Origin of the sequence: Streptomyces massasporeus (assembly GCF_014648995.1) — a bacterium.
In the GTDB taxonomy this organism is placed as follows: Bacteria; Actinomycetota; Actinomycetes; order Streptomycetales; family Streptomycetaceae; genus Streptomyces; species Streptomyces massasporeus.
The window spans coordinates 62594-82568 of sequence record NZ_BMSE01000012.1; the positions used below are offsets into that span (position 1 = coordinate 62594).

Genomic DNA, 19975 nt, shown 5'->3' on the forward strand with positions numbered 1-19975 from the left:
AGACCCGGAGGGGGACACCCTCAGCGGCACGAGCGCTAGAGCGTCGGCGCGGTCCCGTGCTCTACGGTCCGCCCGTAGGCAGCCGACGTCCCCGGCACGGTCTGACACGACCCCGCGCTCGCCTCGCGCCGCCCACACAGAAGAGGCAGCACCCTGACTACGTTCCGAGAGCTCGGAATCCTCCCCGAGACCGCCGAGGCCCTTGAGGCCGTCGGCATCATCACTCCCTTCCCCATCCAGGAGATGACGCTCCCCGTGGCCCTGTCGGGCAAGGACGTCATCGGCCAGGCCAAGACCGGCACCGGCAAGACGCTGGGCTTCGGCCTCCCGCTCCTCGAGCGCGTCACCGTCCCCGCCGACGTCGAGGCCGGACGCGCCGAGCCCGAAGACCTCACCGAAGCCCCGCAGGCGCTCGTCGTCGTCCCCACGCGCGAGCTGTGCACGCAGGTCACCAACGACCTGCTGACCGCGGGCAAGGTGCGCAATGTGCGCGTCCTCGCCATCTACGGCGGCCGGGCCTACGAGCCCCAGGTCGAGGCCCTGAAGAAGGGCGTCGACGTGGTCGTCGGCACCCCGGGCCGGCTGCTCGACCTCGCCGGGCAGAAGAAGCTGAACCTGAAGCACGTCAAGTCGCTGGTCCTCGACGAGGCCGACGAGATGCTCGACCTGGGCTTCCTGCCCGACGTCGAGAAGATCATCAATATGCTGCCGGTGCGGCGCCAGACCATGCTGTTCTCGGCGACCATGCCGGGCGCGGTCATCGGCCTCGCCCGCCGCTACATGTCGCAGCCCACGCACATCAGTGCCACGTCGCCGGACGACGCGGGCGCGACGGTCGCGAACACCAAGCAGTACATCTACCGCGCGCACAACATGGACAAGCCCGAGATGGTCGCGCGCATCCTGCAGGCCGAGGGCCGGGGACTGGCCATGGTCTTCTGCCGCACCAAGCGCACCGCGGCCGACCTCGCCGACCAGCTCAAGCAGCGCGGCTTCGCCTCCGGCGCGGTCCACGGCGACCTCGGCCAGGGCGCCCGTGAGCAGGCGCTGCGGGCGTTCCGCAACGGCAAGGTGGACGTGCTCGTCTGCACCGACGTCGCCGCCCGCGGTATCGACGTCGAGGGCGTGACGCACGTCATCAACTACCAGTCGCCGGAAGAGGAGAAGACGTACCTGCACCGCATCGGCCGTACGGGCCGCGCGGGCGCCAAGGGCATCGCGATCACGCTCGTCGACTGGGACGACATTCCGCGCTGGCAGCTGATCAACAAGGCGCTGGAGCTGGACTTCAACGACCCGCCGGAGACGTACTCCACGTCCCCGCACCTCTACTCCGACCTCGGCATTCCCGAGGGCACCAAGGGCCTCCTGCCGCGCTCGGAGCGCACGCGCGCCGGGCTGGACGCGGAGCAGCTGGAAGACCTGGGCGAGCCGGGCGGCCGCGGGCCGCGCGGGCGCGACGGCCGAGGTGGCCGAGGGGGCCGCAGCGACCGGGACGAGTCCCGCTCGGCCGACCGCGAGCGGTCGTCGCGTACTCCGCGTCGCCGTCGCCGTACGCGCGGCGGGGCCGCGCTGGACGGCGCACCCGAGCCCGCCGGCACCACCGCACCGGACACCACGGCCACCGGCGGTGCCGCCGAGGCGGACACCGTGACGGCTCCGCGCACTCCGCGTCGCCGTCGTCGCACCCGCGGCGGGGCGCAGTCCGAGCAGGCTCAGGTCGCGGCGGTCGAGTCCCCCGCGTCCGAGCAGGCGGAGACCGCCGTCGCCACGGCGGAGGGCACGGCCGCGGAAGCCGTGGAGACGGCTGCGAAGCCGCGTCGGCGCCGTACCCGCCGGTCGGAGACCCCGGCGGTGGCGACCGAGACCGCGGTGACACCTACGGTGCAGACCGAGGCATCCCCGATGACGCCGTCGGCCGTGGAGCCGGCGACCGTCGCGGAACCCCCGACCGCCGAGGAGTCGGCGCTGCCCGAGGCAGCCCCCGCCAAGCCGCGCCGCCGCACCCGCAAGACCGCGGCGTCCGCAGCCGAGGTTGCGGTCGACACGGCCGAGGGGACCACCGAGTCCGCGCCGGAGCCGACCGAGACGAAGCCGCGCCGCACCCGCAAGGCAGCGGCCGCGGTGGAGGACACCGCCGCCGAGACGGTCGAGGCGAAGCCCCGGCGTACGCGCAAGGCGACGGCAGCGGCCGAGACCGCGGTCGACACGGCGGAGGCCACCGAGGCCAAGCCGCGCCGCCGCACCCGCAAGGCCGCCGAGAGCGCCGAGGCCGCCGGCACGGCCGCGGTCGAGGCCGCGGAGGCCAAGCCGCGTCGCACCCGTAAGGCGGCCGCCGCCCCGGCGGAGGCCGCCGTCGACACGGCCGAGGGCACGGAGGCCAAGCCGCGCCGGACACGGAAGACGGCCGCCGCTGCCCCGGACGCGGAGGCCGTGGAGGCCAAGCCGCGCCGGACGCGGAAGACCGCCGCGGCGGCCGAGGCCGCCGCCGACACGGCCGAGGGCACGGAGGCCAAGCCGCGCCGCCGCACCCGCAAGGCCGCCGAGGCCGCCCCTGCCGTCGCCGAGATCCCGGCTCAGACGGTCCAGGAGCCGGAGGCCGCCGAGGCCAAGCCGCGCCGGACACGGAAGACGGCCGCCGCTGCCCCGGACGCGGAGGCCGTGGAGGCCAAGCCGCGCCGGACGCGGAAGACCGCCGCGGCGGCCGAGGCCGCCGCCGACACGGCCGAGGGCACGGAGGCCAAGCCGCGCCGCCGCACCCGCAAGGCCGCCGAGGCCGCCCCTGCCGTCGCCGAGATCCCGGCTCAGGCGGATCAGGAGCCGGAGGCCGCCGCCAAGCCGCGCCGTACGCGCAAGGCGACCACGGCCGCCACGGCTGCCGTTTCGGAGGACGCGGCGGAGGCGAAGCCCAGGGCTCGCCGCACCCGCAAGGCCGCTGCCACCGCGGAGCCCACGGAGGGCTGACCCACCCACCCCTCCGCGACGGCCCGGCTCCCCCTGAGGGGGAGCCGGGCCGTCGGCGTTCCCCCAGGAGACGGTGCCCGACCCCGCCGAGTCGCCTCGGCACGGCGCCGGTGCCGGCCGATGTCGGCCGGGGCGCAAGCCCCGGTCCCGCCCGGGCACAGCTCCAGTCCCCTGCCGAACCCCACCCGGCGCACTACACCGCTTCCCACCGAACCCCACCCGGACACAGGGCCCGACCCCGCCGAACCACCGGAGCACAGCTCCAGAGCGCTCAGGGCAGGCCAGCCACCCCACCCCCACCCCCAACGCCCACCCGCTACCCTCGCCCCGTGACCAGCCACCCCGCCTTCCCCCCGCCCCCGGGCGCCCGTGCCTACCCCCTGCACACCCCACGCGGCCAGTTCGCCGTCGTCGACTCGTCGGCGTCGCCGGAGGGGGGCAGGCAGGAGCGGGGAGTCGTCCTGATGCTGCCCGGATTCACCGGCAGCAAGGAGGACTTCAGGCTGCTCCACGCGCCGCTCGCACAGCGGGGGTACCGGGTCGTCGCCGTGGACGGACGGGGGCAGCACGAGTCGGGCGGCCCGCTGGAGGACGAGTCCGCCTACGCCCAGCGGGAACTCGCGCGGGACGTGCTCGCGCAGGCCGAGGCCCTGGGCGGGCCCGTGCACCTCGTGGGGCATTCGCTCGGCGGGCAGATCGCCCGTGCGGCCGTGCTCCTCGACCACTCCCCGTTCGTCTCGTTCACCCTGGTCTCGTCCGGCCCGGCGGAGATCTCCGTCTCCCAGCAGCAGCGCGTGAAGCTGCTGCGGGACGCGCTCGCCGTGCTGTCGATGGCGGAGGTGTGGGAGGCCATCCAGGCCATGGGACCGCCGGAGGAAGTCGGCGGGCCCGCCCGCGGTCTCGGCGACCAGGACCAGCTGCGCCGCCGCTGGCTGTGCCACAGCCCTGCCCAACTCCTGGCGACCGGACGTCAGTTGTGCACCGAGCCGGACCGCGTGGCCGAACTCTCCGCGATCCCGTTGCCGTTCCACGTCCTGTCGGGCACGCACGACGACACCTGGCCGGTGGCGATCCTGGACGACATGGCCCAGCGGCTGGACGCGCACCGCACGGTCATCAGCGGAGCCGAGCACTCCCCCAACGCCGACCAGCCGCTCCCGACGGCCCACGCCCTCGCCGACTTCTGGGACGGCCTCGGCCGGATGTAGTCACCTGTCCGACGTCCAGACCGGTCCGGTCCGGTCCGGTCTGGACGTCCCAGAGCACTCCGGACCGCTCCCGCCTAGTACTGCGTCCGCAGATGCTCCCAGAAGCCGTCACGCAGCGCCCGTCTGAGATCCGCCTGGCCACGCAGCGAGTACTGCAGCAGGCCCTCCGCCTCCACGAGCAGGTCCTGGTCCACCGACCCGGGCAGGTACGGATGCCCGGGCAGCAGCTCCACCAGCGTGTCCCGGCCGCGTGCCGCCAGCCACTTCGCCGCGATCTGCGCGCCCACGAACCGCACGTCCTCGCGGGTGGGCCGGTTCGCGGTCGTCTCGTAGCCGGGGGCTGTGCGGCGGGAGACGTACGGCTTGAAGAAGTCGAGGTCCAAGGTGCGCTGGCTGTCGACCTCCCACAGGAGGGGTTCGGCCTGGTTGCGGCCCTCCGGCGCCTCGATGCCCCAGAGGTGGACCCGGGCGCCGTACCCCTGGGCCGCCTCCACCGCCGAGACCAGGTCCTCGTCGCCGCCGAGCAGGGCCGCGTCGCTGATGGCGCGGTGCCGGGCGAGGGACTCCAGGTCGGAGCGGATGAGTGAGTCGACGCCCTTCTGCTGGTTGTTGGCGTTGAGGTTGCCGAGGCGCACCTTGACGTCCGGCAGTTCCGCGATGGTCTGCTGCTCGGCCGTGTGGATGCGGCGCCGGGCGCCGTCGTACCAGTAGACGCGCAGCAGCCGGCTGTCCGCGAAGATCGTGCGGGCCCGGTCGATGAGTGCGTCGATCAGGCCTTCGGCGTCCAGGTCGAAGGCGCGGCGGTCCTCCGTGCCGGCGACGAGGCGTCCCGCGGCCGCGTACAGATACCCGGCATCGACGAAGATCGCGTGGGTCGAGGGTGTCTTCGCCACCTCGGCGAGCATGCGCTGGAGCAGCTCGTTGGTGCGGTCGATGCGGGTGTGGAGGGCCGCGAGGTCGTCGTTCATCACCCCCATTGTCCCGGCGGTCACGCTGCGAACACAACTGGTCCCGGTCGGTCCCGTAACGACACTCTTACGACTTAGTAATTAGCCGTTCGAAAAATTTCCTTAGCGTAGGGAATGTTTCACCCCCGCGTCCCTGTTGACCCATATGGAACACCGGGCACGGACCTGGTGGGCCGCACACCCAAGTAGTTCTCCTCAGGAGGATGACCAGACGAAGGGAGAAGCCCTTGCGCTTCGAAATCATGCGACTCGACGACGTCGACGGCACACCTGTGGACTCGACCGTTGTGGACGCCGCCTCCGTCAACCGCATCGTTCAGCAGGCGGCCGCCATAGGGCAGCGCCTCTGGATCCGCCCGGCCGAGACCACGGCCTCATAACGCGCGCAGCTCTCCCACACTTCGCAGCCCCCGCCCGGCATCGGCCGTGCGGGGGCTCCGCTGTTGCGGGAGTCCCTGGTCGGGGGCGTACTGGCTGAGGGGGCACGGCGCGAACCAGAACAGGACGGTGGAGCATGTCGGTGACGGACCGGTCGCACAAGGAGCTGCACCAGCAAGCCGCCGACGAGGCCGCGCGGCGCTACGAGGACTCGGCCGCGGAACGCGAGCGGGTCGAGGGCCGGCTGGCGGCCGGCGTGCGGTTCCCGGACTCCCCGGACGCGCTGGCGGTGCGCGCGGACCGGATCCTCGACCGGGGCGGTCTGTCGCCCTCGGCGGTGGTGGCGGACATCCACCGCGAGGCCATGGACCTGCCGGACGCCAACGAGCGGATCATCGACCTGTCCAACGAGCTCCAGGCCTGGAGCTTCCTGCCGCGCGGGGTCAGGGCCGGAGCCACGGTCGCCCGGATCACCCTGCGTCGCGACGGCCGGGAGCTGCCGCACGGCACCGGCTTCCTGGTCTCGCCGCGGCTGCTGATGACCAACCACCACGTCCTGCCCGACGAGGCCTTCGCCCGCACCTGCTTCGCCGAGTTCAACGCCCAGGTCACGGCCGACAACCTGCCCGACACCGTCGTCCGGACGGAGCTCGACCCCGGGGCGTTCTTCGCCGCGGACCGGCGGCTCGACTTCGCCCTGGTGGCGGTGAAGCCCGCCCAGGACGGCCCCGCCCCGGGCGAGATCTTCGGCTGGAACCGGCTGAGCGTGCAGATCGGCAAGCTGGTGCTCGGCGAGAAGGTGAACATCATCGGCCATCCCTCGGGGCGGCTGAAGGAGATCGCGCTGCGTGACAACGCGGTGCTGGTCCGCCTGGACGACTTCGTCCACTACACGACCGACACCGAACCGGGCAACTCCGGCTCCCCCGTCTTCAACGACCAGTGGGAGGTCGTGGCGCTGCACCACAGCGGCGTGCCGAAGAAGGACGACCAGGGCCGCGTGCTGCGCAAGGACGGCCGGCCCTGGCAGCAGGGCGACGGCGACGACGCCATCGAGTGGGTCGCCAACGAGGGCGTCCGGATCAGCTCGATCCTGAAGCACCTGGCCGGACTGGGCCTCGACCCGGCTCGGCGTGCCCTGCTGGCCGAGATGGGCCCGGACACGGGTCTGGACCAGGCCATGGCCTCCGCACCGGCCGTCCCCGCGGCGGCCCCCGGGGGCCGGCCCGAGCGGACGGGCGCGGTGCCGGGCGTCACCACCCCGCCGGTCCCCGGGGTTCCGGTGACGGTCCCCATGACCGAGAGCGAGACCGGGCCCCAGCGGCCCAGGGTCGGGCTCCGGGCCCGCGGTACGGCTTTCGGCGGCCGTCAGCACCTGGTCTTCCTGCACGGCCGGGACCAGCAGGAGAAGTACCCCGACCTGCTCCGCGTGTCCTGGACGGCCGGCCTGAACCGCGGTCTCACCCTCGCGTCCATGCCCACGCTCGACCCGGAGGACGTGTGGTTCCCGTTCTACGGCACGAGACTGAACGACCTCGTGAGCGGCAGGGAGAGCACGGCGGAGCCCATCGGTCTCGACCGGGTGAGCGCCGCCGCTGCCGCCGAGGTGTTCGCCGCGGAGTCCCCCACGGGCTCCTACGAGCAGCTGCTCTACGAGGCGGCCGCCCGGGCCGGCATGCCCCAGAACGGGCCGGCGGCCACGGAGGGCTTCGGTTCGGGCCTGGTCGGAGCTCTGCACCGGCCGCTGAGCTGGCTGGCCGCCCGGTCCGACCTGGACGAGTGGACCATCGCCACGTTCCTGCGGGACGTCGACCTGTACCTCGGCGACAGCGCCGTGCGGGAGGCGGTGCTGGACACCGTCATGGAGACGATGCCGACCAGCGGCGAGCTGGTGCTGGTCACGCACAGCCTGGGCACGGTCGTGGGCATGGACCTCCTGACCCGGCTCCCGGACGGCCTCGACCCCGTCCTGCTCGTCACCGCGGGCAGCCCGCTCGGCCTGGACGGCGTCAACGAGCGGCTCCTCACCCGAGGCCCGCACCAGCCGCCCCGGGTGCGTGCCTGGGTGAACGTCTGGTGCCCCACCGATGCGGTGGCCATCGGCTGCCCCCTGGAGGACGAACGGTGGGGGAAGCTCACCCAGCCGCCCGTCTCCAACGGCCGCGACCGCGCGCACAAGATCGAGGAGTACCTCGGCCACCCCCAGGCGGCCCAGGAGATCGGCGGCGTCCTGCGGCCCTGACGGGAAGCCTCAGCTCCCCTGGATCACCTGTGTGACGCCGTTGATGATCTGCTGCACGGCGATCGCGGAGAGCATCATGCCGGCGAGGCGGGTCACCAGGACCACACCGCCGTCCTTGATGATCCGGATGATCACCAGCGAGTAGCGCATCACCATCCACAGCACGACGTGGATGGCGAGGATCGCCGTCCACACGGACACCTGCGTGGCGACGCTGTGGGCCTTCTGCACGGCGAGGATGACCGACACGATCGCCCCGGGCCCGGCCAGCAGCGGCATGCCCAGCGGTACGAGGGCGACGTTCACGTCCTTGGTCTGCTTCGGCTCGTCGGTCTTCCCGGTGAGCAGATCCAGCGCGATCAGCAGAAGGAGCAGACCGCCCGCGATCATCAGCGCGGGCACGGACACGTGCAGATAGTTGAGGATCTGGTGCCCGAGAAGCCCGAACACGGTGATCACACCGCCGGCGACACAGACGGCCTGGAAGGCCATCCGCTTCTGCACCTTGCCGGGCCGGCCGGCGGTGAGCGCGAGGAAGATCGGTGTGATCCCGGGGGGATCCATGATGACGAAGAGGGTCAGGAACAGGGAGCCGAAGACGGCGAGGTCGAACATGAGTGAGCCTTGCGGGATTGCTGAAACGCGCGGTGGGCAGCAGCGAGCCGCGACCGCTGTGGGCAGGCGTTCCGCACGGCGGAACGGGGTGGCACGGCCGGCGACGCCGGGTGCCTGACAAGAGATCTGGGGAGAGAAACCTCAGTGAGCCCCGCCGGCCCCCGGCACGGGAAACGCCCCGAAGGCCCGCCGGGTGATCTCCCCGTAGACCTCGGGATCCGTCGTGTACTCCCCGAGCACGCACGTCTTGCGACTGCCGTGGTAGTCCGACGACCCGGTCACGAGGAGCCCGAGCTCCTTGGCCAGCCCTCGCAGCCGCGCCCGGGTGTCCGCGTCGTGGTCCATGTGGTCGACTTCCAGGCCGTCCAGCCCGGCCGCGGCCATCTCGGCGATGGCGGCCTCCGGCACCGTGAGCCCCCGCTTGCTCGCCCCGGGGTGCGCGAACACCGCGACCCCGCCGGCGCCCTTGATCAGCCGGATCGCCTCGAAGGGGTCGGTCTCGTGCTTCTCCACGAAGACCCGGCCTCCGTCGGCGAGCCAGTCCTGCGTGAAGGCGTCGTTCACCGTGGGCACGACACCCAGCTCGACGAGCGCGCTCGCCACGTGCGGGCGTCCGACGGACCCCTCACCGGCGATCCGCGCCACCTGCTCCCACGTCACCGGCACGCCCAGCTCCTGGAGCTTGGCGATCATCCCCTGGGCGCGCGGAACCCGGTCGTCCCGGACCAGCTCCCGCTCGGCGAGCAGCGCCGGCTCCTCGGCGTCGAAGAGGTAGGCCAGCATGTGCATGCTGATCCCGTCGATCCGGCAGGAGAGCTCGGCCCCGGTGACCAGCGTGACGCCCTCGGGCAGCGCGGCGATCGCCTCGGCATGCCCGCGGGTGGTGTCGTGATCGGTGAGTGCGACGACGTCGAGCCCGGTCACAGCGGCTTTCCGCACCAGCTCGGCGGGCGAGTCCGTACCGTCGGAAGCGGTGGAGTGGGTGTGCAGATCGATACGCACGACACGAGCTCCAGACACAGACGGCACGAACAGGGCTGCTCAAGGATAACCGCATTTTCAACGCCCGATGTCATACCTGAATGCGGCAAGCGCCCCCTACACCCCCGCAGGCGCTACGGCTGGAGCAAGCGCGGCGACAACGCCCCACAAGGCACCAGCTCCACCTCCGCCCCCGCCTCCCGGAGATCCGCCAGCACCAGCTCGTCGTACATCAGCAGCCCGGACTGCTCGGGCCACACCACGGCCCACAGCCACATCCCGAGCGCCTCCCCCGCGAACACCGCCCGGTCGTCCGGCGCCCCGGCCACGTGCCACAGCGGTGTGGGACGCCCGGCGGCCAGCACCTTCGCCTGGGGCGGCTTCTCGACGTTCATGTGCGGCCCCGGGTCGGGACCGTCCATGCCGGCGTAGCGCGCCCCGAGCCCGACCCCGAGCTCCTCGGCCACCAGGATCAGTTCACCCATGCCGCCGAGCGGCCCGGGCCCCGTGCAGGCGACGGCGGTCGCACGGCCGCCCGTGCGGTCGTCCCCCGCGCAGGCCACTCCCGTGAACAGCCATCCCACCGGCAACGGCCACGGCATCCACAGCGGCACCTGGGTGCGGTGCACCACGACGTTGAGGGCGTCGACGCTGGGCGGTATCACGGGCTGCACCGGATGAACGGTGCCGTGCACATCGCACTGCCACGAGTCGGAGAAGAGGCCGGGAGCCCTGACCCGGCCACCGCACTTCGGGCAACTGGGTTCGCCCCTCATAGGGCCCCACGGTCCTACCCCCGCCCCGCCGCGTCAAGGACGATCACCCATCCGGACGGAACCCTTCACCACCCCATATTAGATGTAGCTTGCATTAATTAGCTCGTCTAACTTAGTATGTGTATATACCAACTATCTACGTCTCGGGAAAGGGAGCAAGCAATGGACCCCTTCGACGCCGGAGCGGGCGGCCTCCTGAAGCAGCCCAAGTCCGTGTGGGCCACCGCTGGAGCATCGGTCGTCGCCTTCATGGGCATCGGGCTCGTCGACCCGATCCTGCCGTCCATCGCCCAGGGCCTGAACGCCACGGCGAGCCAGGTCTCCCTGCTCTTCACCTCGTACTTCCTCATCACGGCCGTCGCGATGCTGGTCACCGGCTTCGTCTCCAGCCGGTTCGGCGGGAAGAAGACGCTGCTGCTCGGCCTCGCGTTCGTCGTGGTGTTCGCCGGGCTCGCGGGCACCTCCGGATCCGTCGGCGAACTGGTGGGCTTCCGGGCCGGATGGGGCCTCGGCAACGCGCTGTTCGTCTCGACGGCCCTCGCGGTCATCGTCGGTGCCGCGGCCGGCGGCAGTGCCGCGGCGATCCTGCTGTACGAGTCGGCCCTCGGCCTCGGCATGGCCTGCGGCCCGCTGCTGGGCGCCCTGCTCGGCGACGCCAGCTGGCGCTACCCGTTCTTCGGCACGGCGTTCCTGATGGCCGTCGGCTTCCTGTGCATCACGGTGTTCCTGAAGGAGCAGCCGAAGCCGGCCCGCAAGACCTCGCTGCTCGACCCGCTCAAGGCCCTCGGCCACGGCGGCCTCGCCTCCGCGGCGGTCTCGGCGTTCTTCTACAACTACACGTTCTTCACCGTGCTGGCCTTCACGCCGTTCGTGCTGAACATGACCCCGTACAAGTCGGGTGCGGTGTTCTTCGCCTGGGGTGTGCTGCTCGCCGTCTTCTCGGTGATCGTGGCGCCCCGGCTCCAGAAGCGGTTCGGTTCGCTGAAGGTGCTCGGCGGTTCGCTGGTCCTGCTCGCGGCCGACGTCCTGGTGCTCGGCTACGGCTCCCACACGACCGCCGTCGTCTGCACGATCCTGTCCGGTGCCTTCATCGGCGTGAACAACACCGTCTACACCGAGCTGGCCCTCGGCGTCTCGGACGCGCCCCGGCCGGTGGCGAGCGCGGGCTACAACTTCGTGCGCTGGTTCGCCGCGGCGGCCGCTCCGTACTTCGCGCCGAAGATCGAGGAGTGGACCGACATCCACATCCCGTTCGTGGTGGCGGCGCTCACCGCGGTCGCGGGCGCGGTCGTGGTCGTCGTACGGCGCAAGGCCCTCACCTACGAAGCCGAGGAGCTGGAGCCGAAGCACGCGACCGAGGACGGTGTCACCGTGTTCGCCAACTGACGCCGCACAGCCTGGGGTTGGTGAGCTTGCTCACTCCAGCGGGACGGACTTCCGGGACGGATCCCGGAGGTCCGTCCCCTGGTTCAGCCACCGCTCCTGAAGCGCCTGCGCGCCGTGCACCCGCTTCCAGGCAGCCTCGTTCGGGGTCATCGGCAGCAGCGGCAGGAAGCGCACGGGGTCGAGGGGTTCGTCGAGTTCCAGGTCCTCCACCAGGCCGCCCGGCTCGGCGACCAGGACCGAGGTGAACGGGGCGCCGGGCCACAGCGGCTCACCGACGTCGAGGGAGGCGCCGGGGGCCACGACCAGCCCCTCCACCTGCGGAGACGCCGCGAGCACGGCGAGCGGCCGGAGCACCTTGTCGGTGTCGGCGATCCCGGCACGGACCGAGAGCACCAGCTCGGCGCGCGGACCCTTGACCGGGTCGGCGACCACGGACGTGGGGTCCGTCATGGGGTGCGCGGACATGCCGAGCGAGGCGTAGCGGGCGATGCCGCCCTCCTGGAAGCGGAGCACCTCGATGCGGTCCGTGCCGAGAAAGGTGACCGCCGCGCGCGCGTCCGGTTCGCCCAGCGCGGTGCGCAACCGGGCTTCGACCAGAGGAAGAACATCTGCCATGCGGCGAGCATAGAACTCGCCAGTAGCGGGCAAAGCAGCACCTTGACAGTTGTGTCGGCTGCTACTCTTGCCCGGTGGTTCGGGGCAGCACGCAGAAGCGTCGCGATCAAGCCCCGACGCCGAAGGAACTCCCTTACGAGGGACCGGCCGGAGGAGGTGGGGCTGCAATGGATCGAAGTCGACCGTGCAGTAGCACCACGCTCTTCGCGCCGCCGATGTAGCTGCTTCTGTCTCCGGCTGCCACCTCTCGCACTCGCTTCACCGCGGAAGAGCGCTTCGTTTCGCTTTGCCTGATCTGCCTCAGTAGCTGAATCAGTAACGAAACCGGCCACCGCGACGGTGCGGTGCTCCCCGCTTTGTGGACGTGCCAAACATCCGTAGTCACTACGTCCTCATTCCGGGTGGTTCCACCCGTCGCCGGCGCCGTTCGTTGCACGCCCGCGAAGGAGCCCGCCATGTCGATGATCCGCGACCTGCGCGCAGCAGTCGTCCGTCCGTCCCGTGTGTCGCTGCGCAAGGACGGCGGGACGTACGACGCCACCCGCAGCCCCGCGGCCGCCTCGGCCGTCGTCGACTGCGCCGTCTACCGGGACGGCCGCCGCATCGAGACCGAGACCGCCCTGACCCCGCACGAGGCGGTGCGCCTGGTGCGCCGCGACGGGGGCTTCGTGTGGATCGGCCTGCACGAGCCGACGGAGGCCGAATTCTCCGGCATCGCCAGTGAGTTCGGGCTGCACCCGCTGGCCGTGGAGGACGCCGTCCAGGCCCACCAGCGGCCCAAGCTGGAGCGCTACGACGACTCCCTCTTCACGGTCTTCAAGACCATCCACTACGTCGAGCACGACCAGCTCGACGCCAACAGCGAGGTCGTCGAGTCCGGCGAGGTCATGTGCTTCACCGGACGGGACTTCTTCATCACCGTCCGGCACGGCGGACAGGGCTCCCTGCGCGCCCTCAGGCACCGCCTCCAGGACGACCCCGAGCTGCTCGCCAAGGGCCCCTCGGCCGTGCTGCACGCCATCGCGGACCACGTCGTCGACGGGTACATCGCCGTGGCCGACGCAGTACAGGACGACATCGACGAGGTCGAGACCGATGTGTTCTCCCCGGGGCGCAAGGGCTCGCCGCGCGGTTCGGACGCCGGCCGGATCTACCAACTCAAGCGCGAGGTGCTGGAGTTCAAGCGGGCCGTGTCGCCCCTGCTGCGGCCCATGCAGCTGCTGAGCGAGCGGCCCATGCGGCTGATCGACCCGGACATCCAGAAGTACTTCCGGGACGTCGCCGACCACCTGGCCCGCGTCCAGGAGCAGGTCCTCGGCTTCGACGAGCTGCTCAACTCCATCCTCCAGGCCAACCTCGCGCAGGCGTCGGTCGCCCAGAACGAGGACATGCGGAAGATCACCTCCTGGGCCGCGATCATCGCCGTGCCGACGATGGTGTGCGGCGTGTACGGCATGAACTTCGACCACATGCCCGAGCTGCACTGGCGGTACGGCTACCCGGTGATCCTGGGCTTCACGGTCGTCGTCTGTCTCGGCATCCACCGCACCCTGAAGCGGAACGGCTGGCTGTGAGCAGCCGCATTAGGCTGAGTCCCATGACAAGCGAGCTGCTCGACCAGGCCCTCGTCGAGGAGGCCACGAAGAAGTCCGGCCTCGTCTGGGTCCAGGGCCCCGACGGCCCGGCGCGTGCGCTGTGGCACGTGTGGCACGAGGGTGCCGCGTGCCTGGTCGGCGACGGGCCGGGCGAGCAGCCGCTGCCGGGGCTGGCCGACGGCGCCGAGGCGAAGGTGACGGTCCGCAGCAAGGACAAGGGCGGCCGGCTGGTCACCTGGACGGCGCGGGTCGCCGAGCTCGCGCCGGGCTCCGAGGCGTGGGACGCGACGGTCGCCGAACTCAAGGGCAAACGACTGAACGCGCCCGACGGCGAGGCCATGCCCGGGCGCTGGGCCCGCGAGTGCCGGGTGCTGCGCCTGGAGCCGGCCGGGGCGACGACGCCGCTGCCCGACGGCTCCCTGTCCGAGCCGCCCCTGCCGTCCCCGGCGCTCACCCGCCGGCCGGCCCCGGCGGGTCTGCCCCGCCTGCTGCTGAAGAAGCGCAAACGGCGCTGACGGCCTACGACGCCGGCAGCTGCTTGCCGTAGTCCACCGTCTCGTTCCTCTCCGGCTCCCTGAGGGAGAAGTCCTCGCCCCAGCCGGAGAACGTGAGGGTGCCCGCCCCGCCGGCCCGCTCCAGGCGCAGCGGGTACGGCTTGCCCTCGAGGGAGACCTCCAGGGTGCCGCCGGAGCCCTTGTCACCGGTGACCCGGATGGTGCGGACGCCCGCCTCCTCGTCGTGGCCGTCCGTCGCGAGCGTCCCGTGCAGGGTCAGCAGACTGTCGAGGAGGAGACCCTTGTCCGTGAAACCGCTGAACTTCTTGTACGAGGGGTCGCCCTGCGGCACCTTCACGTACTTGCCGCCGAGCTTGGAGGCCGCCGCCGCGTCCCCCTTGCCGCTTCCGCCCTTGCCGTCGCCGTGAGTCCAGAACTCGGCGTCCGCCTTGACGTAGAGCTGATCGCCGATGCGCAGCAGCTTGAAGGTCGCGCCCTCGGAGGTGACCGAACCGTCGCCGCCGTCGTCCTTCAGCCGCACGTCGAGCGCGTAGGTCCGCCCGCCGCTGACGACGTTGCCGTGCATCCGGACCGCCCCGGCGGATTCGGCGGCCGACCGGGTCTTGCCCTGGATCTTGGCGGCGGGGAGCCTGCCGACCCCGTTGGTGCCCTCGTTCGGATCCTCCGCGCAGCCGGTGAGCACCGTTCCCGTCACGAGCAGAGCGCACATCGCGCTCGCGAGTGCGGCACCGCGGCCACGGTTCTGGCGAATCGGAGTCACAGGTGGGGCTGCCTCTCTGACGGGAGACCTGAACGGCGTACCGCAGGGTACCGGGGTCGTACGGGCAGATCGGAGCCAGTCCGTCCGGACCGCCCGCCCGCCGACGCGTCACCGATCGGGACGGGCTAGCCTGAAGCCCACCCGAGCGGGCAATTCGGAAGACACAGGCACAAGGAAAGCCACTCACACAGCCACCACGAACCACCCCGCACGAAAAGGAGCCGCGGCCATGGCAGCGGGCGCCCCCCGGATCTTCGTATCGCACCTTCAAGGTGTCGCCGTTTTCGACCCAGCCGGCGACCAGGTGGGGCGGGTGCGCGATCTGGTCGTCATGCTGCGGGTGGGGCAGCGGCCCCCGAGGCTGCTCGGCCTCGTCGTCGAACTCGCCACCCGCCGCCGTATCTTCCTGCCGATGACCCGGGTCACCGCCATCCAGTCCGGTCAGATCATCACCACCGGCGTGCTCAACGTCCGGCGCTTCGAGCAGCGGCCCACCGAGCGGCTGGTCTTCGGGGAACTGCTGGACCGGCGTGTGACGCTCACCGAGACCGGTGAGGAGGTCACCGTTCTCGACCTGTCGGTGCATCAGCTGCCGGCCCGCCGGGAGTGGGAGATCGACCGGGTCTTCGTCCGCAAGGGCCGCAGGGGCGGTGCCTTCCGGCGTGCCAAGGGCGAGGCGCTGACCGTCGAGTGGACCGCCGTGACCGGCTTCTCCCTGGAGGAGCAGGGGCAGGGCGCCGAGAGCCTGCTCGCCACGTTCGAGCAGCTGCGCCCCGCCGACCTGGCCAACGTCCTGCACCACCTCTCCTCCAAGCGCCGGGCCGAGGTCGCCGCCGCCCTCGACGACGACCGGCTCGCCGACGTACTGGAGGAGCTGCCGGAGGACGACCAGATCGAGATCCTCGGCAAGCTGAAGGAGGAACGCGCCGCCGACGTCCTGGAGGCCATGGACCCGGACGACGCGGCCGACCTGCTGGGCGAACTGCCCACGGACGATCAGGAGCGGCTGCTGAGCCTGATGCAGCCCGGCGACGCGGCCGACATGCGCCGCCTGATGTCGTACGAGGACCGCACGGCGGGCGGTCTGATGACCACCGAGCCGATCGTGCTGCGCCCGGACGCCACCGTCGCCGACGCCCTCGCCCGCGTCCGCAACGCCGACCTCTCCCCCGCCCTGGCCGCCCAGGTCTACGTCTGCCGGCCCCCGGACGACACACCGACCGGCAAGTACCTGGGCACGGTCCACTTCCAGCGCCTGCTGCGCGAACCACCGCCGTCCCTGGTCAGCTCCATCCTGGACAGCGACCTGCAGCCGCTCGACCCCGAGGCGGAGCTGCCCGCCATCGCCGGGTTCTTCGCCACGTACGACATGGTCGCGGCGCCCGTCGTCGACGAGGCCGGCGCGCTGCTGGGCGCGGTGACCGTGGACGACGTGCTCGATCACATGCTCCCGGAGGACTGGCGGGAGACGGAGTTCCACCTGGACGAGGAGGTGGCCACCGATGGCTCCTGAGCGCGAGAGCCTGCGCGACCGCACACCGGCGGGCGCCACGGCCGCCTCCCGGCCCCGCACCACCCGCCTCGACCAGCCGCTGTCGCCCCGGCGCCGGTTCCTGCCCGAGTACGACCCGGAGGCCTTCGGGCGGCTGTCGGAGCGCATCGCGCGCTTCCTGGGCACCGGGCGGTTCATCGTCTGGATGACGGTCGTCATCATCCTGTGGGTGGTGTGGAACATCTTCGCGCCGCACGACCTGCGCTTCGACGAGTACCCGTTCATCTTCCTGACCCTGATGCTGTCCCTCCAGGCCTCCTACGCCGCCCCGCTGATCCTGCTCGCGCAGAACCGGCAGGACGACCGCGACCGGGTCAACCTGGAGCAGGACCGCAAGCAGAACGAGCGGTCGATCGCGGACACCGAGTACCTGACCCGCGAGATCGCCGCCCTGCGCATCGGCCTGGGCGAGGTCGCCACCCGCGACTGGATCCGCTCGGAGCTGCAGGACATGGTCAAGGAAATGGAGGAACGGCAGAGCGGCCACCGGCACGACCCCGTCGTATTCCCGGCGGAACGGTCACGGGGACGTGACGCAGACGACCGCTGAGACGCTTTCCTACGCACCGGTACAGCGCCGTACCATCGTCACTATGGCTACGGAAGACGCGGTGCGCGAGGCACTGGCGACGGTGAACGACCCCGAGATCCACAAGCCCATCACCGAGCTCGGGATGGTCAAGTCGGTGGAGATCGGTGCGGACGGGGCGGTCGCGGTCACCGTGTACCTCACGGTCTCGGGCTGCCCGATGCGGGAGACGATCACGCAGCGCGTGACCGACGCGGTCTCCGCGGTCGAGGGCGTCACCAGTGTCGACGTCACGCTCGACGTGATGAGCGACGAGCAGCGCAAGGAGCTGGCGTCCGCCCTGCGCGGCGGCCAGACCGAGCGTGAGGTCCCCTTCGCCAAGCCGGGCAGCCTGACCCGCGTCTACGCGGTCGCCTCCGGCAAGGGCGGCGTCGGCAAGTCCTCGGTGACGGTCAACCTGGCGGCCGCGATGGCGGCCGACGGTCTCAAGGTCGGTGTCGTCGACGCCGACATCTACGGCCACTCCGTGCCGCGCATGCTGGGCGCCGACGGCCGTCCCACCCAGGTCGAGAACATGATCATGCCGCCGTCGGCGAACGGCGTGAAGGTCATCTCCATCGGCATGTTCACCCCGGGCAACGCCCCCGTCGTCTGGCGCGGCCCGATGCTCCACCGCGCCCTCCAGCAGTTCCTCGCGGACGTCTACTGGGGCGACCTGGACGTGCTGCTGCTGGACCTGCCGCCCGGCACCGGCGACATCGCGATCTCCGTGGCCCAGCTGGTCCCGAACGCAGAGATCCTGGTCGTGACGACCCCGCAGCAGGCGGCGGCCGAGGTCGCCGAGCGCGCGGGCTCCATCGCCGTCCAGACCCACCAGAAGATCGTCGGCGTGGTCGAGAACATGTCCGGCCTGCCCTGCCCGCACTGCGACGAGATGGTCGACGTCTTCGGGACGGGCGGCGGTCAGACGGTCGCCGACGGCCTCACCCGCACGACCGGCGCGAACGTCCCGGTCCTCGGCAGCATCCCGATCGACGTCCGCCTGCGCGAGGGCGGCGACGACGGCAAGCCGGTCGTCCTGTCGGATCCGGACTCCCCGGCGGGCTCGGCCCTGCGCGCGATCGCGGGCAAGCTGGGAGGACGGCAGCGGGGCCTGTCGGGCCTGTCGCTCGGTATCACTCCGAGGAACAAGTTCTGATCTGACGCCGGTGGCCGCAAGCGCCCTTCTTGGGGGCGCGGGGAACTGCGCGAGCAACCACGCACGACCCGCAGCCGCCCGCGCACCAGAACCCCCACGGCGAAGGGGCGCCGAAACTCACGGCGCCCCGAGCAGCTCACGCGTACGCGGCGATGTCCTTCACCACGGCGAAGCCGAGCCCGTACGCACTCATGCCCCTGCCGTACGCCCCGACGTGAACCCCCGACGAGGTGGACCCGGCCAGCACCCACCCGAACTCGGACTCCCGGTAGTGGAACACCGTCGGCACGCCGTCCACGGGAAGCGACAGCGTCGACCAGTCGTCCCCCTCCAGGTCGTCCGCCAGCACCCACGCCGTCTCGGTCTGCTGCTCCAGCCAGTCGTCCCTCAGCGCGTGGTCCATCTGCCCGGGCCACGTGAAGGACAGCAGCCCCACACCGGCGAGCCACGCCGCGGAGGACACGGACGTGGCCTCCAGCAGCCCCGTCCCGTCCGCCGTGCGCCGTGAGGGGTTCGCCGCCACGGTCACCACGACCGCGAACTTCTCCTTGGCCTCCTGATCACCCCCGGCCGCATGCTCATTGCGAATCGTGGGTTCGTCCCCGTGCCCGATCGACCCGTGTTCCACGGCGCCGTCGGCCGTCGTACCCACCTGCATCAGCCGGCGCGGTCCCGTGAAGGCCTCGTCGAGGCCGTACCACGGGAAGGGCGCACGCAGGTAGTCGTCGACCGTACGCCGGGCGAAGGGGGCCTGTTGCCCGCCCTCCGCGGCCGGCGTCTGCGCGACTGCCCGACTCGTCGTCTCCATGTGCCCGGACGCCTCCTCGCTCTAGTCGGACCGGAACGGCCCGCCCCCCTTCGGGCGTACTCGTCACGGTCCGCACAACAACTCGGCAGCATAGCCACACCGCTGCGAGCAGCAGGGAAACCGCCCGGCGCGTGGGCCGCACGGGCGCCCGGTTCAGGCCGTACACAGCCCGACCGGAGTATGAAACGCGTCACGCGCGCGCGGGCGTACGCCCCTGGGCGTGTCGCTCAGGTGGCGTCCGCGTCGAAGGGCGGCCGGTCGTCCGGATCGGGCGTCTCCGGCTTCTTCGTCATGTCGATGCGGCCACCGGACGAACCGGCGGAGCCGGCGGACGACGTGTCGGAGTCACGGCTGTGGACGGCGTCGGTGACCTCGGCCATCTCCTTCTTCAGGTCGAAGCCGTTGCGGATCTCCTTGAGCCCCAGGTCCTCGTTGTCCAGCTGCTTGCGGATGAACGTCTTGGGGTTGAGGTCCTCGAACTCGAAGTCCTTGAACTCCGGGCCGAGTTCCTCCCTGATGTCGTTCTTGGCGCTCTCCGAGAACTCACGGATCTTCCGGATCGTGCGCGTCACGTCCTGGATGACCTTGGGGAGCTTGTCCGGACCGAAGACGAGCACGGCGAGGACGATGAGCGTCACCAGCTCGAGTGGTCCTATGTCATTGAACACCTGAAGCTCCTAGCGATGTCCTCGGTCCTCGGCCCTCGTGGTCGGTGCGGGTCTTGCCGTGGTCCGGGCCGGATCCACGGTACCCGGCGATCCCGTCCGACCGGTACTGTCCCGGGACCTCCGAGTGCGGGAGGTGGGAGCGCTTTCCCGATTGTTTGCCTTGTTGGCCCCTTGTGGGGCCTGTTGGGGCGTGTTGGCGAGTCCCGGGCGTCATGTC

The 19975-nt window shown here is 71.4% G+C and carries 18 protein-coding genes; 10 read left to right on the forward strand and 8 right to left on the reverse strand.

Features of this window, described 5'->3' with window-relative positions; genetic code table 11:
- Window positions 1-243 precede the first annotated feature (243 nt).
- Both IE153_RS24910 and IE153_RS24915 read left to right on the forward strand, forming a co-directional pair.
- Window positions 244-2964: a DEAD/DEAH box helicase gene (locus IE153_RS24910; protein WP_189592054.1), complete on the forward strand. Its 2721-nt coding sequence runs from the start codon at window positions 244-246 to the stop codon at window positions 2962-2964.
- Window positions 2965-3293: 329 nt separating this feature from the next.
- Window positions 3294-4172: an alpha/beta fold hydrolase gene (locus IE153_RS24915; RefSeq protein ID WP_189592055.1), complete on the forward strand. Its 879-nt coding sequence runs from the start codon at window positions 3294-3296 to the stop codon at window positions 4170-4172.
- A 74-nt stretch (window positions 4173-4246) separates the two neighbouring features.
- Here IE153_RS24915 and IE153_RS24920 read toward each other — a convergent pair whose 3' ends face one another.
- Window positions 4247-5140 carry an NYN domain-containing protein gene (locus IE153_RS24920; protein ID WP_185014104.1) on the reverse strand — a complete coding sequence of 298 codons (894 nt, stop codon included), beginning with the start codon at window positions 5138-5140 and terminating at the stop codon, window positions 4247-4249.
- A 227-nt stretch (window positions 5141-5367) separates the two neighbouring features.
- On the opposite strand from IE153_RS24920, the gene IE153_RS24925 reads away from it, so the two are divergent.
- Window positions 5368-5520: a DUF8834 family protein gene (locus IE153_RS24925; protein WP_003992775.1), complete on the forward strand. Its 153-nt coding sequence runs from the start codon at window positions 5368-5370 to the stop codon at window positions 5518-5520.
- 134 nt (window positions 5521-5654) lie between these two features.
- Window positions 5655-7760: a trypsin-like serine peptidase gene (locus IE153_RS24930; protein WP_189592056.1), complete on the forward strand. Its 2106-nt coding sequence runs from the start codon at window positions 5655-5657 to the stop codon at window positions 7758-7760.
- A 9-nt stretch (window positions 7761-7769) separates the two neighbouring features.
- On the opposite strand, the gene IE153_RS24935 is transcribed toward IE153_RS24930, so the two are convergent.
- The 3 genes from IE153_RS24935 to IE153_RS24945 all read right to left on the reverse strand — a co-directional run bounded on the left by IE153_RS24935 (window position 7770) and on the right by IE153_RS24945 (window position 10132).
- Window positions 7770-8375, reverse strand: a complete 606-nt coding sequence (locus IE153_RS24935) for a MarC family protein (protein ID WP_189592057.1) — start codon at window positions 8373-8375, stop codon at window positions 7770-7772.
- 141 nt (window positions 8376-8516) lie between these two features.
- Window positions 8517-9377, reverse strand: a complete 861-nt coding sequence (locus IE153_RS24940) for a PHP domain-containing protein (protein WP_189592058.1) — start codon at window positions 9375-9377, stop codon at window positions 8517-8519.
- 113 nt (window positions 9378-9490) lie between these two features.
- Complete coding sequence (locus IE153_RS24945) at window positions 9491-10132, reverse strand: DUF6758 family protein (protein ID WP_189592059.1); 642 nt, start codon at window positions 10130-10132, stop codon at window positions 9491-9493.
- A 162-nt stretch (window positions 10133-10294) separates the two neighbouring features.
- Between IE153_RS24945 and IE153_RS24950 the strand changes: the two genes are divergently transcribed.
- On the forward strand, window positions 10295-11518 hold the full coding sequence (locus IE153_RS24950) for an MFS transporter (protein ID WP_189592060.1): 1224 nt from the start codon (window positions 10295-10297) through the stop codon (window positions 11516-11518).
- 30 nt (window positions 11519-11548) lie between these two features.
- Here IE153_RS24950 and IE153_RS24955 read toward each other — a convergent pair whose 3' ends face one another.
- Window positions 11549-12133 carry a suppressor of fused domain protein gene (locus IE153_RS24955; RefSeq protein ID WP_189592061.1) on the reverse strand — a complete coding sequence of 195 codons (585 nt, stop codon included), beginning with the start codon at window positions 12131-12133 and terminating at the stop codon, window positions 11549-11551.
- A gap of 455 nt (window positions 12134-12588) precedes the next feature.
- On the opposite strand from IE153_RS24955, the gene IE153_RS24960 reads away from it, so the two are divergent.
- Together IE153_RS24960 and IE153_RS24965 are read left to right on the forward strand one after the other, a co-directional pair.
- Window positions 12589-13707, forward strand: a complete 1119-nt coding sequence (locus IE153_RS24960; protein WP_189592062.1) for a magnesium and cobalt transport protein CorA — start codon at window positions 12589-12591, stop codon at window positions 13705-13707.
- Window positions 13708-13730: 23 nt separating this feature from the next.
- A complete protein-coding gene (locus tag IE153_RS24965; RefSeq protein WP_189592063.1) occupies window positions 13731-14243 on the forward strand; it encodes a hypothetical protein in 513 nt (170 codons plus the stop codon).
- Window positions 14244-14247: 4 nt separating this feature from the next.
- Here the strand turns inward: IE153_RS24965 and IE153_RS24970 are convergent, their stop codons facing one another.
- The gene (locus IE153_RS24970) at window positions 14248-15003 is read right to left on the reverse strand and encodes a hypothetical protein (RefSeq protein ID WP_189592064.1); all 756 of its coding nucleotides are present in this window, start codon (window positions 15001-15003) and stop codon (window positions 14248-14250) included.
- 229 nt (window positions 15004-15232) lie between these two features.
- Here IE153_RS24970 and IE153_RS24975 point away from each other — a divergent pair, with 229 nt between their 5' ends.
- From IE153_RS24975 to IE153_RS24985, 3 genes are read left to right on the forward strand one after another with little or no spacing between them, the layout of a single operon-like run.
- Window positions 15233-16516 (forward strand): magnesium transporter MgtE N-terminal domain-containing protein, encoded by a 1284-nt coding sequence (locus IE153_RS24975; RefSeq protein ID WP_031105848.1) that lies wholly within the window; start codon window positions 15233-15235, stop codon window positions 16514-16516.
- On the forward strand, window positions 16506-17105 hold the full coding sequence (locus tag IE153_RS24980; RefSeq protein ID WP_189592065.1) for a DUF1003 domain-containing protein: 600 nt from the start codon (window positions 16506-16508) through the stop codon (window positions 17103-17105). The genes IE153_RS24975 and IE153_RS24980 overlap by 11 nt, the downstream gene beginning before the upstream one ends.
- A 43-nt stretch (window positions 17106-17148) precedes the next feature.
- Window positions 17149-18282, forward strand: coding sequence for an Mrp/NBP35 family ATP-binding protein (locus tag IE153_RS24985; protein ID WP_097220091.1), 1134 nt, complete (start codon window positions 17149-17151; stop codon window positions 18280-18282).
- A 136-nt stretch (window positions 18283-18418) separates the two neighbouring features.
- Here the strand turns inward: IE153_RS24985 and IE153_RS24990 are convergent, their stop codons facing one another.
- Both IE153_RS24990 and IE153_RS24995 read right to left on the reverse strand, forming a co-directional pair.
- On the reverse strand, window positions 18419-19090 hold the full coding sequence (locus tag IE153_RS24990) for a hypothetical protein (protein ID WP_189592066.1): 672 nt from the start codon (window positions 19088-19090) through the stop codon (window positions 18419-18421).
- A gap of 227 nt (window positions 19091-19317) precedes the next feature.
- Window positions 19318-19758 carry a sec-independent translocase gene (locus tag IE153_RS24995; RefSeq protein ID WP_189592067.1) on the reverse strand — a complete coding sequence of 147 codons (441 nt, stop codon included), beginning with the start codon at window positions 19756-19758 and terminating at the stop codon, window positions 19318-19320.
- Window positions 19759-19975 lie beyond the last annotated feature (217 nt).